Source organism: Sodalis sp. (in: enterobacteria) (assembly GCF_051710625.1).
GTDB lineage: Bacteria > Pseudomonadota > Gammaproteobacteria > Enterobacterales > Enterobacteriaceae > JBPESN01.
In genome coordinates this window covers 1-15485 of record NZ_JBPESN010000052.1, presented here as the reverse complement: position 1 = coordinate 15485, position 15485 = coordinate 1, and the positions used below count along the sequence as shown (strand labels likewise).

8 protein-coding genes and 9 pseudogenes are annotated in these 15485 nt (G+C 55.5%); 11 read left to right on the top strand and 6 right to left on the bottom strand.

Translation table 11 applies throughout. The features are described from left to right. Positions 1-656, bottom strand: a pseudogene (locus ACTBDU_RS12010) (transposase); the annotation flags it as partial. Between the two features lie 302 nt (positions 657-958). Here ACTBDU_RS12010 and ACTBDU_RS12005 point away from each other — a divergent pair. The 4 genes and pseudogenes from ACTBDU_RS12005 to rnd form a co-directional block, all read left to right on the top strand. Continuing rightward, positions 959-2387, top strand: a pseudogene (locus tag ACTBDU_RS12005) (ATP-dependent DNA helicase); the annotation flags it as partial. Positions 2388-2478: 91 nt separating this feature from the next. Further along, positions 2479-3180: a tRNA (adenosine(37)-N6)-threonylcarbamoyltransferase complex dimerization subunit type 1 TsaB gene (gene tsaB / locus ACTBDU_RS12000; protein ID WP_438806603.1), complete on the top strand. Its 702-nt coding sequence runs from the start codon at positions 2479-2481 to the stop codon at positions 3178-3180. A gap of 119 nt (positions 3181-3299) precedes the next feature. Then, positions 3300-3794, top strand: a pseudogene (locus tag ACTBDU_RS11995) (Slp family lipoprotein); the annotation flags it as partial. Between the two features lie 166 nt (positions 3795-3960). Next, positions 3961-5103, top strand: a complete 1143-nt coding sequence (gene rnd / locus ACTBDU_RS11990) for a ribonuclease D (RefSeq protein WP_438806602.1) — start codon at positions 3961-3963, stop codon at positions 5101-5103. A gap of 166 nt (positions 5104-5269) precedes the next feature. Here rnd and minE read toward each other — a convergent pair whose 3' ends face one another. From minE to minC, 3 genes are read right to left on the bottom strand one after another with little or no spacing between them, the layout of a single operon-like run. Then, entirely contained in the window at positions 5270-5539 is a 270-nt protein-coding gene (minE, locus tag ACTBDU_RS11985; RefSeq protein WP_011411162.1) for a cell division topological specificity factor MinE, read from the bottom strand. A 3-nt stretch (positions 5540-5542) separates the two neighbouring features. Further along, positions 5543-6355, bottom strand: coding sequence for a septum site-determining protein MinD (minD, locus tag ACTBDU_RS11980; RefSeq protein ID WP_438806601.1), 813 nt, complete (start codon positions 6353-6355; stop codon positions 5543-5545). A gap of 21 nt (positions 6356-6376) precedes the next feature. Beyond that, complete coding sequence (gene minC / locus ACTBDU_RS11975; protein ID WP_438806600.1) at positions 6377-7060, bottom strand: septum site-determining protein MinC; 684 nt, start codon at positions 7058-7060, stop codon at positions 6377-6379. A gap of 133 nt (positions 7061-7193) precedes the next feature. Here minC and ACTBDU_RS11970 point away from each other — a divergent pair. The 4 genes and pseudogenes from ACTBDU_RS11970 (at position 7194) to ACTBDU_RS11955 (ending at position 10969) form a co-directional block, all read left to right on the top strand. Continuing rightward, positions 7194-7474: pseudogene (locus ACTBDU_RS11970) on the top strand (YcgL domain-containing protein). 255 nt (positions 7475-7729) lie between these two features. Continuing rightward, positions 7730-8898 (top strand): annotated as a pseudogene (locus tag ACTBDU_RS11965) (IS3 family transposase). Between the two features lie 189 nt (positions 8899-9087). Then, the gene (gene dsbB, locus ACTBDU_RS11960; RefSeq protein WP_438806599.1) at positions 9088-9618 is read left to right on the top strand and encodes a disulfide bond formation protein DsbB; all 531 of its coding nucleotides are present in this window, start codon (positions 9088-9090) and stop codon (positions 9616-9618) included. A 182-nt stretch (positions 9619-9800) separates the two neighbouring features. Then, positions 9801-10969: pseudogene (locus ACTBDU_RS11955) on the top strand (IS3 family transposase). 9 nt (positions 10970-10978) lie between these two features. On the opposite strand, the pseudogene ACTBDU_RS11950 reads toward ACTBDU_RS11955, so the two are convergent. After that, positions 10979-11311, bottom strand: a pseudogene (locus ACTBDU_RS11950) (SpoVR family protein); the annotation flags it as partial. Between the two features lie 707 nt (positions 11312-12018). On the opposite strand from ACTBDU_RS11950, the pseudogene ACTBDU_RS11945 reads away from it, so the two are divergent. Beyond that, positions 12019-12923, top strand: a pseudogene (locus ACTBDU_RS11945) (FAD-dependent oxidoreductase). A 44-nt stretch (positions 12924-12967) separates the two neighbouring features. Beyond that, positions 12968-14038 (top strand): catabolic alanine racemase DadX, encoded by a 1071-nt coding sequence (gene dadX, locus ACTBDU_RS11940; RefSeq protein WP_438806598.1) that lies wholly within the window; start codon positions 12968-12970, stop codon positions 14036-14038. A 154-nt stretch (positions 14039-14192) separates the two neighbouring features. Here dadX and ACTBDU_RS11935 read toward each other — a convergent pair. Then, positions 14193-15225 (bottom strand): annotated as a pseudogene (locus ACTBDU_RS11935) (multidrug effflux MFS transporter); the annotation flags it as partial. A gap of 31 nt (positions 15226-15256) precedes the next feature. Between ACTBDU_RS11935 and ACTBDU_RS11930 the strand changes: the two are divergent. Beyond that, a partial coding sequence (locus ACTBDU_RS11930; protein WP_438806597.1) for a transposase occupies positions 15257-15485 on the top strand: 229 nt, incomplete at its 3' end.

The following is a 15485-nucleotide window of genomic DNA, read 5'->3' as shown; positions in this document are numbered from 1 at the left end:
CTCCGTTACAGCGAACTGGCGCTCAAGATAATTCGGGATCGCAACATGCTCCTGACCGCCACGCTTATACCTGTGCGTCGGCTGCTGACAACTGACCAGCCCCAGCTCTTTCATGAGCCTGCCTGCGCGCCAGCGCCCCATCCAGAAACCTCTCTAGGTTGCCATGGTGGCGATACTTCTCGCGCCAGCTGCACTATGGCTGATACTGTGTAGTTCATGAACCTGACTGCGCAATACCGTTCGCCTGCCGTCTGGCCTGTCAGGACGACTTTTCCAGTATTTGTAACTGCTGCGATGAACTCTGAACACGTGGCAGAGTGTGGGCACAGGATAATGCGCTCTGAGTTTCCCGATTAACGAGAACTGTTCAGAGAGTCTGACATCAAGAGCGCTGTAGCTTTTTTTAATGTCTCGTTTCCTATTTCAATGCGTTGTACCTTCTTCTTGAGCTCGCATATTTCGATTTGTTCCGGGGTTATGGGAGAGGCTTTTGGCGTTTTCCCCTGTCGCTCATCACGCAGTTGTTTTACCCATTTCGTCATCGTAGAAAAACCGACGTCCATGGCTTTTGCTGCTGGCGCGGCGGTGTAATTTTGGTCGATAACCAGTTGAGCGGATTTGCGTTTGAATTCAGGACTAAAATTTCTTTTTTTCATTGGTGCACCCGGGTTGTTCTGAGGTGAGCATATCACCTCTGTTCAGGTGGCCAAATTCAGTGTGCCACTACAGTCCAAAATGGACACTTTTTAGGGTTTAAAGGAGTCCAGAATTGACTGCAAATTAGTCCAGAATCTTTTGCATCGCTACAACAGGGCAACGCGCGTGCGCGGGAGAGAATGTGACAGACGATTTTACGCCCCAGGGTATCCTGGCGAAAGCCCTGAACGGTTTCAAGCCGCAGGAGTCTCAGCGCCTCATGGCTGAAGCCATTCGTGACGCCATCTGCGCGTAACACCCGCTGGTGGTGGAGGCAGGTACCGGTAAGACCTATGCCTATCTGGTGCCCGCCCTGCGCGTCGATAAAAAAGTGATTATTTCCCCCGGCTCGAAAGCGTTGCAGGATCAGCTGTAGGCCCGGGATCTGCCCCGTATCGCGCAGGCGCTGTCTTGCCGCGGGCAACTGGCCCTGCTGAAAGGGCGGGCTAACTACCTGTGCCTGGAAAGGATGGCGCAGCATGCGGCGGCGGGCGGCGCGCTGACGGCGGAGACGCTTGATGCGCTAAGTCAGGTACGCGCCTGGGCGTCGAGAACCGAGGATGTGGACATCGCTAACTGTAGCGGTATACCCGAAGACAGCTCTATTTGGCCGCTGGTGACCAGTACTAACGATAATTGTCTCGGCAGCGACTGCCCCGAATACAAAGAGTGCTTTGTGGTCAAGGCCCGCCGCCGGGCCATGGATGCGGATGTTGTGGTGGTCAACCATCATCTGTTTTTGGCGGACATGGTAGTCAAAGAAAGCGGTTTCGGGGAGCTTATCCCCCGCGGCGATGTCATGATTTTCGACGAAGCGCATCAACTGCCGGATATCGCCAGCCACTATTTCGGCCAGCAATTGACCAGCCGCCATATGCTGGATTTGGCGCGCGATATGCCGCTGGCTTACCGGACCGATGTATGCGATATGGCACAGTTGCAAAAGAGCGCCGGCCTGCTGGCGTGCCGCGCCCAGGATTTTCGCCTGGCGCTGGGGGGGAACCCGGATTTCGCGGTAATCTGCGCGACGTTCTGGCGCAACCGGCGGTGCAGCGCGCGCTGATGCTGCTGGATGATGCGTTTGAGCGCGCGACGCCCTACCGCGCCCGGCTTAAACGGCTGCGAAACGCCAGCGAGCCGGGATTCGGCTATTGGTACGAATGTAACGCGCGTCATTTTCTGCTAGCGCTAACGCCGTTGTCGGTCTCGAATCACTTCCATGAAGTAATGGCGGAAAAAACCGGCACCTGATCTTCAACTCGGCGACCTTGCCGGTGTTGGTGCAGGGTGAAACCAGTAAACGCGAAATCCTGCGCCAGTTTGTGGATGCCGGTAACGCGGTTCTGGTGGCCACCAACAGTTTTTGGGAAGGGGTGAACGTGCGCGGCGATGTCCTGTCCTGCGTCATTATCGATGAACTGCCGTTCACCGCGCCGGATGCTCCGCTGCTGAAAGCCCGTATTGAAGATTGTCAGCGGCGCGGCGGCGATCCTTTTGCAGAGGTGCAGATCCCGCAGGCGGTCATCACCCTGAAGCAGGGTGTTGGCAGGTTGATACGCGACAGCGATGACCGTGGCGTGCTGATTATCTGCGATCAGCGACTGGTAACCCGCTCGTACGGCAAGATTTTTCTGCAAAGCCTGTCGCCCGCGCGCCGCACCCGCTCCCTCGAACGCACCATCGCCTTTCTGACCGGCGGCGGCGCGCTGTATCCCCTTGTCGCAAGGGTATGTTATCATAAACGCCCATTAAAGTTCATTGTGTTCCCGCCTGAGGTTTGGCATGTCTACCCGCATTTTAGCCCTTGATACCGCGACCGAAGCCTGTTCCGCCGCCCTGATGCTCGACGACGATGTCTTGCTGGAGCGCTTTACCTTTGCCCCGCGCGAGCATACGCAGCGCATTCTGCCCATGGTGGACAGCCTGCTGGCGGAAGCCGGTATCACGCTTAACAGCCTGGATGCGCTGGCGTTCGGCCGCGGCCCCGGCAGCTTTACCAGTGTCCGCATCGGTATCGGCATCGCCCAGGGACTGGCGTTGGGGGCCAATCTGCCGCTTATAGGCGTGTCCACGCTGGCGGCGCTGGCGGAAGGCGCCAGGCGCCAGACAGGTGTTTGTCAGGTATTGACCGCCATCGATGCGCGCATGGGTGAAGTGTATTGGGCACTTTATCAACGCCAAGCAGGCGTTTGGCTGGGTGAGGAGCGCGAAGCGGTAGCGGCACCTGAGGCTCTGGCGTCGCTGGGCGCGAGTCTGTCGGGCTGCTGGGCCACCGCCGGCACCGGCTGGCAGACCTATCCGACGCTCTTTCATCATGAGGGGTTGACGCTGGTTGCGGGGCACACGTTGTTGCCGAGCGCGCGGGATATGCTGCCGCTGGCGCTGCAACATTATCGCCACGGCGGCGCTCAACCGGTGGCGCTTGCCGAACCGACCTATTTACGTAACGAAGTGGCATGGAAAAAGTTACCCAGCCGGGGCTGAGCGCTAAACTTATCCAGTCGGTGCGGGTCAAAGTAGTAGATTAATTAACTAGATCAAGCACTATTTTCAGCCCAAAAGCTTTACCTGTATCGATTCGCCGGCTGGTGCCGGTCGGCTTCATGGCGGCAGTGTTAACGCTTTCCGGCTGTGTGACGGTACCGGAAGCCATCCGCGATACCTCCCCGACATCGCAGGATGATTTGGTGCGGGTGATGAATGGCTCGCAATTGTATATCGGTCAGGAAGGGCGCTTCGGCGGTAAAGTGGTTTAAGTGACCAACGAGACCTGCCGCACCCGGCTGGAAATCGCTACCGTTTCGCTAAACGACGGCGCAGTGCCGTTGATGCATCGGCCGTCTGTGGGGCGCATTATTGCCCAAATTAACGGCTTTGTGGAGCCGGAGCCGTCCGATTTGAAAGGCCAATGGATTAGTGTTGTCGGCCCGATTACCGGCGGCACGGAAAAAGGGCACATCGACAAAGCGGACTACACCTACATGGTCCTGCAGGTAAACGGTTATAAACGCTGGTGGGTGGTGCGCCAGGTCTCGGCGCCTATAGGGCCTCCGTTCGGGCCGTGGTGCTGGGATTATCGCTACGGTTCCCCGTGGGGGCCCGGATACGGCCCGGCCTGGCGGGGGGTACTACGGCGACACACTGGTCGACACCGTGCTGTCAGATTAACCCCGCGACGCTGCCCGAGTGCGCCGGCGCCTGGCGCGCGCGAGGCCCGTTTAGGCGGCCGTCATTTTTTCCTCTATCACGTAATAAGAGAGAGCAGTGTTAGATTATCAATTGATTACCACGGATCAGGCATTACACGACAGATGTCAGCAAGCCCGTCAGCATCCCTGGGTGGCGGTAGATACCGAATTTGTGCGCACCCGCACCTATTATCCCCAATTGGGCCTGATTCAGATGTTTGACGGCGAGGCGCTGACGCTTATCGATCCGATGGCTATTACCGATTGGCAACCTTTTATTGCCCTCCTGGCGGATGAGCAGGTAACTAAATTACTGCATGCCTGCAGCGAGGATCTGGAAGTGTTCTGGCATAGCTTCGGCCAAATGCCGGTGCCGATGATCGATACCCAGGTGCTGGCCGCGTTTACCGGCCGCACGCTTTCTTACGGTTTCGCCGCGCTGGTAGCGGAAACGCTGGATGTCACGTTGGATAAAACCGAATCCTGTACCGACTGGCTCGCGCGCCCGCTCAGCGATCGGCAGTGTGACTATGCCGCCGCCGATGTGTATTGGCTGCTGCCGATGGCGCACAAGCTGATAGCGCAAACGCAGCAGGCAGGTTGGTGGTCGCAGGCCAGCCAAGAGTGCGAGGCTATTTGTCAGCGGCGCCGCGAGGTGGCCGATCTTGAACAGGCCTATCTGGATATCGCTAACGCCTGGCAACTGCGCACGCGCCAACTGGCCTGTCTGCGGCTGCTGGCCAGCTGGCGTCTGAACAAAGCCCGCGAGCGTGATATGGCGGTCAATTTCGTCGTCCGCGAAGAGCATCTGTGGCAGGTGGCGCGCTATATGCCGGGGTCGCTTGGCGAACTGGAACAGCTTGGCCTGAGCGGGCCAGAAATCCGCTACCATGGCCGGGCCTTTCTGGCTAAGGTGCAGGAGGCGGAGGCCCTGCCGGACGAGGCATTGCCCGCGCCGGTGCTGAATCTTGTCGATCGTCCCGGCTATCGCCAGATGTTCAAAACGCTAAGAGAGCAAATTCAACTGACGGCCGCAAAGACGGGGCTCAGCGGTGAATTGCTGGCGTCGCGTCGCCAAATCAACCATTTAATCAGCGTGATGTGGGGGCTGACGCCGCCGACGCGGAAGCCGGATCTGATTAGCGGCTGGCGCTGCGCGCTGTTCGGCGCGCAACTAGAGACAATATTGCATCAGGATCAGAGTGAAACGGGCCTCTAGCAGCTGCGAAGGCCAACGCCTGGCGTCTGTAGCTGACGGCCGGCCTGTCGCTTAAGTAACAAGGAGTGGGGACGGCGCTTGACGGTATGGCGTGCAGCGCTTACGGCGGCGCCATAAAAGCGTTGGCGGCCTGCCGGTCGGTTGTAGGCGTGTCAGGCGCAGACGCTTATTTCGTAGTCTCTTCCGTTTCCGGCAGGGTCACGTTCAGCTCCAGGATCGAGATATCCCCATCCTTTTTTTCCAGCTGCACCGAGAGCATTTCGGGGTCGATTTGCACATATTTGCTGATGACCTCAAGCAGGTCACGTTTCAGCTGCGGCAGATAATGCGGTTCGTTATCACCTCTGCGCCGTTCGGCCACGATGATCTGTAGCCGTTCCTTGGCTATATTGGCTGTCGATTTTTTACGAGAGAGAAAAAAGTCTAGCAATGCCATGGTTTATCCCTTAAACAGGCGTTTCAGGAATCCCTTCTTCTCTTCTTCGATAAAGCGGAAGGGACGTTCTTCTCCTAACAGGCGATCAACCATATCTGAATAGGCCTGGCCAGCATCAGATTCCTCATCGAGAATCACCGGCTCACCCTGGTTGGAGGCCCGCAATACCGATTGATCCTCGGGGATCACACCCACCAAGGGAATGCGTAGAATTTCAATGACATCTTCCATGCTAAGCATGTCGCCGCGGCTGACGCGTCCAGGATTGTAGCGGGTCAACAGCAGGTGCTCTTTGATTGGCTCTAGGCCCTTTTTGGCGCGGCGCGATTTCGACGACAGGATACCTAATATACGGTCGGAGTCACGCACCGACGAGACTTCCGGGTTAGTGGTGATAATGGCTTCATCGGCAAAATACAGTGCCATCAGGGCACCGGTTTCAATACCGGCCGGTGAATCGCAGACGACGAAATCAAATTCCATCGTGCCCAAATCATTCAACACTTTTTCCACGCCCTCTCGGGTCAGGGCATCTTTATCCCGCGTTTGGGACGCTGGCAGAATATATAAATTTTCGGTCCGTTTGTCTTTTATCAGCGCCTGATTCATCGTGGCATCACCCTGGATGACATTGACGAAGTCATAGACCACCCGGCGTTCACAGCCCATGATCAAATCAAGATTTCGCAGCCCGATATCGAAATCGATCACTACGGTTTTCTTTCCTTTGCGGGCTAAACCGGTAGCGATGGCCGCGCTCGATGTGGTCTTGCCAACGCCCCCTTTACCCGAAGTAACAACTATAATGCGTGCCATAAATGGATTCCTTGTCAAGGGCTAAATTAAAGGATGAATGGTAAGCGTGCCGTCCTGCAGACATAAGCGCGCAGCTTTGTCTGAAAACGCGGCCGGAATTTGATCGCTCAGCCAATACTGGCCAGCAATAGATACGAGTTCGGGGGAGAGATGGGTGCAGAAAATCTGGCACTCTCCGTCGCCCGCCGCACCGGCCAGCGCGCGGCCCCGCATCATGCCATAAATATGTATATTGCCATCGGCAATAAGCTCGGCGCCGGGGCTGACGCTGCTGGTGACGATCAAATCGCTATTGCGGGCGTAAATTTGTTGCCCGGAGCGCACCGGCGTGTTGATAAGCCGTGTTTTGACCGCCGCCGGCGCCGGGGCGGGTGCCGCAGCGACGTTGCGCTTCGGCGCTTTGCCTTCGGTCAGCAGCGGCAACCCGCTGCGCACAACAGCCTGTTTAAGCTTACTGTCGCTGCAACCGCTGACGCCGACGACGTGCAGACCGGTGGCCAGCACCGCCTGCGACAGCACCTCCCAGGAGGTGTCACGACCGAGACCGGCGACGTTAATGACCACCGGCGCATTTTTTAAAAATTCAGGTGCTTGTTCGACTTTTTCCTCTATCGCCCGACGGATTTCCTCTGGCTGCGCATCATGCACATGAATTACCGATAAAGTAAAATTACTGCCTTTCAACTCAATTGGCGTTTGCGACATCTATCCTGACTCAGTCTTAGCACGTGTATTTCCCGTTTCGTCACGGGAGGCGATATTCCGTAGTACTGCATGCATGTTATAGTTACCGCTATATACAGGCAAGACACCAGACCACGTTAATAAAGTAAAAAATATGTTTTGTGTGATCTATCAAAGTTCAAAACAGGATCAAACCTATCTGTTTGTCGAAAGACGAGAGGATTTTTCCAGCGTCCCGGCCAACTTAATGGCACACTTCGGCAAACCCCTATTCTCAATGATTTTTTCCCTAGACGGTAGCAAAAAACAGGCTTCGGTGGATATAGGAAAGTAAAAGAATTACTTAAGGAGCAGGGGTTCTATCTTCAAGTCCTCCCGCCGGTGGGAAGTTTATTGGCCCAGCATCAGCGCGTCGGAAAAAAACCTGATCATTGACCCCTGTATCTTAGCGTCGGAATAACAACTCTCGCACCTTAGCGGCTGAATCAATTATGCTTCAAGTGATTTTGCCGTTTTCCTATAGCCGCATTGCCCCGTGTTGTTCTGTCAATGTGGCGGTATTGCGCATTGTATAAGTGACGCTCTCACGAAAATAAAACAACCCCGGGGTTTCAAAGCTGTAGTGGCACACTGAATTTAGCCACCTGAATAGAGGTGAGATGCTCACCTCAGAACAACACGGGTGCACCAATGAAAAGAAGAAATTTTAGTCCTGAATTCAAACGCGAATCCGCTCAACCGGTTGTCGACCAAAATTACACCGCCGCACCAGCAGCAAAAGCCATGGACGTCGGTTTTTCTACGATGAGGAAATGGGTAAAACAACTGCGTGATGAGCGACAGGGGAAAACGCCAAAAGCCTCTTCCATAACCCCGGAACAAATCGAAATACGTGAGCTCAAGAAGAAGGTACAACGCATTGAAATGGAAAATGAAATATTAAAAAAGGCTACAGCGCTCTTGATGTCAGACTCCCTGAACAGTTCTCGTTAATCGGGAAACTCAAAGCGCATTATCCTGTGGCCATACTCTGCCACGTGTTCAGGGTTCATCGCAGCAGTTACAAATACTGGAAAAGTCGTCCTGACAGGCCAGACGGCAGGCGAACGGTATTGCGCAGTCAGGTTCATGAACTGCGCAGTATCAGCCATAGTGCAGCTGGCGCGAGAAGTATCGCCACCATGGCAACCTAGAGAGGCTTCCGGATGGGGCGCTGGCTCGCAGGCAGGCTCATGAAAGAGCTGGGGCTGGTCAGTTGTCAGCAGCCGACGCACAGGTATAAACGTGGCGGTCAGGAGCATGTTGCGATCCTGAATTATCTTGAGCGCCAGTTCGCTATAACGGAGCCAAACCAGATATGGTGCGGCGATGTGACGTATATCTGGACCGGGAAACGCTGGGCATACCTTGCGGTTGTTCTTGATCTGTCCGCAAGGAAACCGGTGGGCTGGGCTATGTTGTTCTCCCCGGACAGCAGACTAACCATCAAAGCACTGGAAATGGCATGGGAAACGCGTGGCAAACCAGCCGGAGTGATGTTCCACAGCGATCAGGGTAGCCACTATACGAGCAGGCAGTTCCGACAGTTGCTGTGGCGTTACCGGATCAAATAAAGCATGAGTCGGCGGGGTAACTGTTGGGATAGCAGTCCGATGGAGCGCTTCTTCAGAAGTCTGAAAAACGAGTGGATACCCGTAACGGGCTACATAAGCTTCAGCGAAGCAGCTCATGAAATTACCGACTATATCGTGGGATATTACAACGCACTCAGGCCGCATAAATATAACGGTGGGTTGCCACCAAACGAATCAGAAAATAGATACTGGAAAAACGCTAACGCGGTGGCCAGTTTTAGTTGACCACTACCCCGCTTATGGTGATAGGCAGCCAAAAGAGCGCTTTTTTACGGTCCGGGCGCGCGGGCTAACCTCAATAATAGTAAAACGGCGCGGCCTCAGGCGTACGGCCGGCGGAAAAGACGCTGGTTTCTGTTGTTTTTTGATTTAGAATACTCGTTTTACGCCACTTAACTGTTCTGGACACTCTTTATGATGCGATCGTTAAACCGCTGCTCCAAACATCGCGCAGCCTGGTTACTATTGGCACTCACCGCCTTCGCGCTGGAACTGGCCGCGCTTTATTTTCAGCATGTTATGCTGCTCAAACCCTGCGTTTTGTGTATCTATCAACGTTGTGCCCTGTATGGGGTCGTTGCCGCCGGGCTGGTGGGCGCCATCGCTCCCGCGACGGCGCTGCGTTTCGCCGGCCTGGCCATATGGTTGTACAGCGCCTGGGAGGGCCTACAGCTGGCAATAAAACACACCGATATTCAACTGTATCCCTCCTTGTCTGTCACCTGCGACTTTTTTGTCAGTTTTCCTACCTGGCTACCGTTGGATAAGTGGCTGCCGTCGGTCTTCAGCGCCAGCGGTGACTGCGCCGTCCGCCAATGGCATTTTCTGTCGTTGGGAATGCCGCAATGGATGATCGTCATCTTCGGCGCCTATCTGGCGGTAGCGGTACTTATTTTGCTTGCGCAATTCTTCCCCGCGCCCAAACGGGATTTTTTTTCACGCTGATGACGGCACGACGGCGTTACGACGCCGTCACACGTAGGTCATCGTTCCCAGGCGAGCGGATTATCTCGCCGCTGGCGACAATCGTTTCTGCATGTTGCGCAAACTGGCTTTGTAGTGGCACACTGAATTTGGCCACCTGAACAGAGGTGATATGCTCACCTCAGAACAACACGGGTGCACCAATGAAAAGAAGAAATTTTAGTCCTGCATTCAAACGCGAATCCGCTCAACCGGTTGTCGACCAAAATTACACCGCCGCACCAGCAGCAAAAGCCATGGACGTCGGTTTTTCTACGATGACGAAATGGGTAAAACAACTGCGTGATGAGCGACAGGGGAAAACGCCAAAAGCCTCTTCCATAACCCCGGAACAAATCGAAATACGTGAGCTCAAGAAGAAGGTACAACGCATTGAAATGGAAAATGAAATATTAAAAAAGGCTACAGCGCTCTTGATGTCAGACTCCCTGAACAGTTCTCGTTAATCGGGAAACTCAAAGCGCATTATCCTGTGGCCATACTCTGCCACGTGTTCAGGGTTCATCGCAGCAGTTACAAATACTGGAAAAGTCGTCCTGACAGGCCAGACGGCAGGCGAACGGTATTGCGCAGTCAGGTTCATGAACTGCGCAGTATCAGCCATAGTGCAGCTGGCGCGAGAAGTATCGCCACCATGGCAACCTAGAGAGGCTTCCGGATGGGGCGCTGGCTCGCAGGCAGGCTCATGAAAGAGCTGGGGCTGGTCAGTTGTCAGCAGCCGACGCACAGGTATAAACGTGGCGGTCAGGAGCATGTTGCGATCCTGAATTATCTTGAGCGCCAGTTCGCTATAACGGAGCCAAACCAGATATGGTGCGGCGATGTGACGTATATCTGGACCGGGAAACGCTGGGCATACCTTGCGGTTGTTCTTGATCTGTCCGCAAGGAAACCGGTGGGCTGGGCTATGTTGTTCTCCCCGGACAGCAGACTAACCATCAAAGCACTGGAAATGGCATGGGAAACGCGTGGCAAACCAGCCGGAGTGATGTTCCACAGCGATCAGGGTAGCCACTATACGAGCAGGCAGTTCCGACAGTTGCTGTGGCGTTACCGGATCAAATAAAGCATGAGTCGGCGGGGTAACTGTTGGGATAGCAGTCCGATGGAGCGCTTCTTCAGAAGCCTGAAAAACGAGTGGATACCGGTAACGGGCTACATAAGCTTCAGCGAAGCAGCTCATGAAATTACCGACTATATCGTGGGATATTACAACGCACTCAGGCCGCATGAATATAACTATGGGTTGCCACCAAACGAATCAGAAAATAGATACTGGAAAAACGCTAACGCGGTGGCCAGTTTTAGTTGACCACTACATTTCTTCTATCAGATAAACGATACAAGGATTGGAGTTAATCACAATCTCATAGGCCAATCCCTGTTAACCGTGCTTATAGCGCTGTTCCGTTTCAATGAACTTTTTGCCGAAAGACCAGTGGGTGTAATTGATAGGCATACCCACGCTGGAGTAGGCATCCATCATTTGTTCGGAAGTGATAACTTCTATTTGATGGGGATAGGTGTCCAGCCGATAATGTTTGGCTACCCGGTCAATTTCATCGAGATATTGCTGGAGCAGTTCAAATGTCTAATCCGGTCCATCGCTAAGACATGTGGCAGAAGGTGATCGTTCATCAATAGATATCGTCATCAGCGCACCTCATCGTTACAGACAGCACGAGATCATGCTGTCTTATTATTAATCCTAGCGCAAGATGAAAATCGCGAATGATGCGATAGGGCAATCCCTTGTTTAGGGCAACCGCGTGCGCGCGGTGATATTTGCGCTTCGGCAGGCCTTGCGGGCTGGGGCGAAGTGTCGCAGATGCGTTATGTGTCCGCCTGGCGGGAGGCTATGTGCGGCGACCACGCGCCAGAGACACCGTCCCCGGCAGCGTGGCGTGCCAAGCCGTATGCGTTACGGCGCGGCCTGGGCTGCTGCAAAAGGCCTGAACATGGACAAGTGAAAGGCCGCGGGACGGGGGGAAATTCATAGGCGCGGCGGGGTGTCACAGGGAAATATTCATTTCCTCTTCCGTAAGTCCATATTAAATTCTTATCGCCGTGATCGACGGCGGGTCGACTGTTCTGGCAATAAATGACCAAGGGTGGGGTTTTTCATGCTGCAAAATAATGACTGACAAAATATTAATGCTATTTTATCCCGCTTCTAATCACTTTGTATGATTAAATCAATTTTTTCATTTTACTATTGAATTAGCCATGCAGCAAAGTATTTAATAAAATGTCAACAACTCTCCGGCCGGCGTGTATGACGCTCGCGGTGCATCTTTTTACTTATCTTTCGCACGCCAGCATTTTCTGTTGTAGCGGATAGGGGTTTGGGATCAGACAACCATGCAGGTAATTGTTTTAGGCAGTGGCATCATCGGTGTGACGTCGGCTTGATATTTAGCGCAACAAGGGCATGAGGTTACCGTACTCGACCGTCAGCCCAGCTTGGCGCTGGCAACGAGCGCCAACAACGCCGGCCAGATATCGCCCGGCTATTCCGCGCCCTGGGCCGCGCCGAGCGTTGCGCACAAGCTTTCCGGCCGTTTACGCCTGCCGAACGATGAAACCAGCGATTGTCAGTTATTTACCTGCCATCTTGCTGGCATGGCGGTAGAAAGGGTGTTGAATTCCGTTATAACTGTCCTATCGACTTGCTGGTGCGCAGGCGTGAGCTGCGGGCAGTAAAATCCTGCACGCCGATGCGTACGTGATGGCACTGGGATCCTATTCCACCGCGATGCCGCAGGATGTTGTGTCTATTCCGGTTTATCCGCTAAAGGGGTATTCGCTGACGATCCCATTGGCGAATGAGCAGGGTGCGCCGGTGTTTACCGTGCTGGATGAAACCTATAAAGTTGCCATCACCCGCTTCGATCGGCGTATTCGGGTAGGCAGGATGGCGGAAATCACCGGTTTTAATACCGATCTGCCGGCAAAACGTCGGCTGACGCTGGAAACAGTGGTGCGGGATCTATTCCCCGCGGGGGGACATATCGACCAGGCGACGTTCTGGACCGGCCTGCGGCCGCTGCCGCCGGACGGCACGCCGCTGGTGGGCGCCACGGCGCTGCGGAATCTCTATCTGAAATACCGGCCACGGCACACTTGCCTGGACAATGGCATGCGGCGCGGGGCGTCTTTTAGCGGGTATTATCAGCGCACGGGTACCGGAAATTCGTTATGACGATCTCTCGGTCGCGCGTTATGCACCGGGGTTTGATGCCGTAGCGGTAGCGCGGAGGGTCTAAGGCCGCCTCCAGCGGCTATTTTGTAGAGGTAAGGAGCTGTTTTCATGCCACGTCCGATTGTTGCCACGGTGGATTCCGCGGCGTTGGCGTCTAATTTAACCGTCGTCCGCCGACATGCGCCGCAAGCGCACGTGTGGTCGGTTATCAAAGCCAATGGCTATGGCCATGGTCTGAATGCCGTTTGGCAAGGGTTGCAGCAGACGGATGGTTTTGCGCTGCTGGATCTTCATGAGGCGGTAGTGCTGCGGGAAAAGGGCTGGCAGGGCCCCATTTTACTGCTGGAGGGTTTTTTTCAGCCGGCGGATTTAGCAGTTATCGATCGCTATCGATTGACCAGCGTCGTGCACAGCGACTGGCAGACTGAGGCCTTAAGGCGGATGACCCCGCGAGCGCCGCTGGATATCTACCTGAAACTCAATAGCGGCATGAATCGGCTGGGCTTCAGCGAGCGGGCATTGCCCGGTGCCTGGCAGGCGCTGAACGCGCTGAAACACGTGGCGACCCTAACGTTAATGACCCACTTCGCCTATGCGGATATGCCGGAAGGGGTTGAGGGGCAAATGGCGGTCGTGGCGCGCGCGGGTGACGGTTTGACAGGCCCGCGCTGTCTGGCAAATTCCGCCACCACCTTGTGGCATCCCGAGACCCACGGGCAATGGGTGCGGCCTGGCATTATTCTCTATGGCGCGTCCCCCAGCGGGAACTGGCAGGATATTGCCGCCAGCGTTTTGCGGCCGGTGATGACGCTGCAAAGCGAATTGATTGCCGTGCAGTCGGTGCCGGCAGGTGGCCGTATCGGTTATGGCGGCCGTCACCGGGTGAGCGAGACGCAGCGGGTCGGCGTCGTCGCCTGCGGTTACGCCGATGGCTATCCGCGCTACGCGCCGACTGGGACGCCGATTTGGGTCGACGGCGTAAGGACGCGCACTCTCGGCGCGGTGTCCATGGATATGCTGATGGTGGACTTGCAGCCTTGTCCGCAGGCCCGCATCGGCTCTGCGGTAGAGCTCTGGGGAGATAACGTTAAAATCGACGAAGTGGCGGCGTCTGCTGGCACCCTGGGCTATGAACTGATGAGCGCGCTGACGCCGCGGGTCACGGTGCAAGTTCGCTGAGCGGGTCGCTTTGGCTTTATTGTGGCGTGAAGGGCGCGCAAGGTGCGCCGCTGTCGGTCCGGGCACGCCGCGTCCATGGCATGACGCCCGGGCTTTAAGGCGTCAACCGGCTAAGCCGTGGCGCAACATGGCGGCGCGTGTGTAGCCAGTTGACGCCGGCCCGCTGCACAAACCCGTTCAGCGCCGACGCGACGCCGGCTTCTGCGGCGAACGGCTCCAGCGCATAGCTCGTGGCCGGTCCCATTAAAAATGCCTGGCCGGCACAGGCGGTCGCAACGGGTAACATGTAGCTCAGCCAATGCGTCTGCCAGCTCGTCAGCGCCGTGGTGACGCTGAGCACTAGCATCAGACTGCCGAGCACCATCAATACTGTCCCGAGCGTCAGACACGTCGGGCGTCCCATTTTACGAATCACCCGATTGGCGATAACGCTTGCCAACATAATCCAAAAGCCGTTGGCGCCGAACACCATGGAAAAGCCCAGAGGCGACAGCCCGCCTTCCCCCATGAGCACCTGCGACGACAGCGAGACGTAGGTCAACGCCATCGGCATGGCGCCAATATTCACCAGGGCAAACACAATAAAGCGGCGATGGCCGCTATCTGCCCATAGCAGACAAAGGGCAGGGTAGTTGACATCCGGGTCCCCGCGGGACGGGTTTCCGGCAGGCCGACGGCCACCAGCGCCCAGACCAACAGTGAATAGCCGGCCAACGCCCAGAACGGCGCGCGCCAACCGAAGCTTACCGCCTGCGAACCCCCGCCATCGGCGCCAGCGCGGGAACAATATTCAGCGTACCATTAAGAAAACTGAAGGAGCAGGCAGCATCGTTGCCGTCCAACCTGTCACGCACGCAGCTAAATAACGCAACGGTGGTACAGCACACCGCCAGCACCTGTAGTACACGCGACAGAACAAATAGCCAGGGGGTCGTCGCCACGGCAGCCAATATGGCACCCGCGCCGTACAGCACTACCCCGACCAGCACCAGCGGACGATGGCCAAAATAGTCTACCAGCGGTCCGGTAATAAGCTGGCCGATACCCATGACACCGATGAAAAGCGGGATTGTCGATTGGATGAGGGATTCATCAATATGGAGCCCGTGGGCGATGAGGGGAATAACCGGTAGGTAGAAATCAATGTGTAGTGGCACACTAAATTTGGCCACCTGAACAGAGGTGATATGCTCACCTCAGAACAACACGGGTGCACCAATGAAAAGAAGAAATTTTAGTCCTGAATTCAAATGCAAATCCGATCAACTGGTTGTCGACCAAAATTACACCGCCGCGCCAGCAGCAAAAGCCATGGACGTCGGCCTTTCTACGATGACGAAATGGGTAAAACAACTGCGTGATGAGCGACAGGGGAAAACGCCAAAAGCCTCTCCCATAACCCCGGAACAAATCGAAATACGTGAGCTCAAGAAGAAGGTACAACGCA

What these genes read in the sequence shown, in the direction of transcription:
- minE (WP_011411162.1), bottom strand. Translation starts at nt 5,539, where the DNA reads ATGGCATTGCTAGACTTTTTTCTCTCTCGTAAAAAATCGACAGCCAAT.
- minD (WP_438806601.1), bottom strand. Translation starts at nt 6,355, where the DNA reads ATGGCACGCATTATAGTTGTTACTTCGGGTAAAGGGGGCGTTGGCAAG.
- dadX (WP_438806598.1), top strand. Translation starts at nt 12,968, where the DNA reads ATGCCACGTCCGATTGTTGCCACGGTGGATTCCGCGGCGTTGGCGTCT.
- tsaB (WP_438806603.1), top strand. Translation starts at nt 2,479, where the DNA reads ATGTCTACCCGCATTTTAGCCCTTGATACCGCGACCGAAGCCTGTTCC.
- minC (WP_438806600.1), bottom strand. Translation starts at nt 7,060, where the DNA reads ATGTCGCAAACGCCAATTGAGTTGAAAGGCAGTAATTTTACTTTATCG.
- dsbB (WP_438806599.1), top strand. Translation starts at nt 9,088, where the DNA reads ATGATGCGATCGTTAAACCGCTGCTCCAAACATCGCGCAGCCTGGTTA.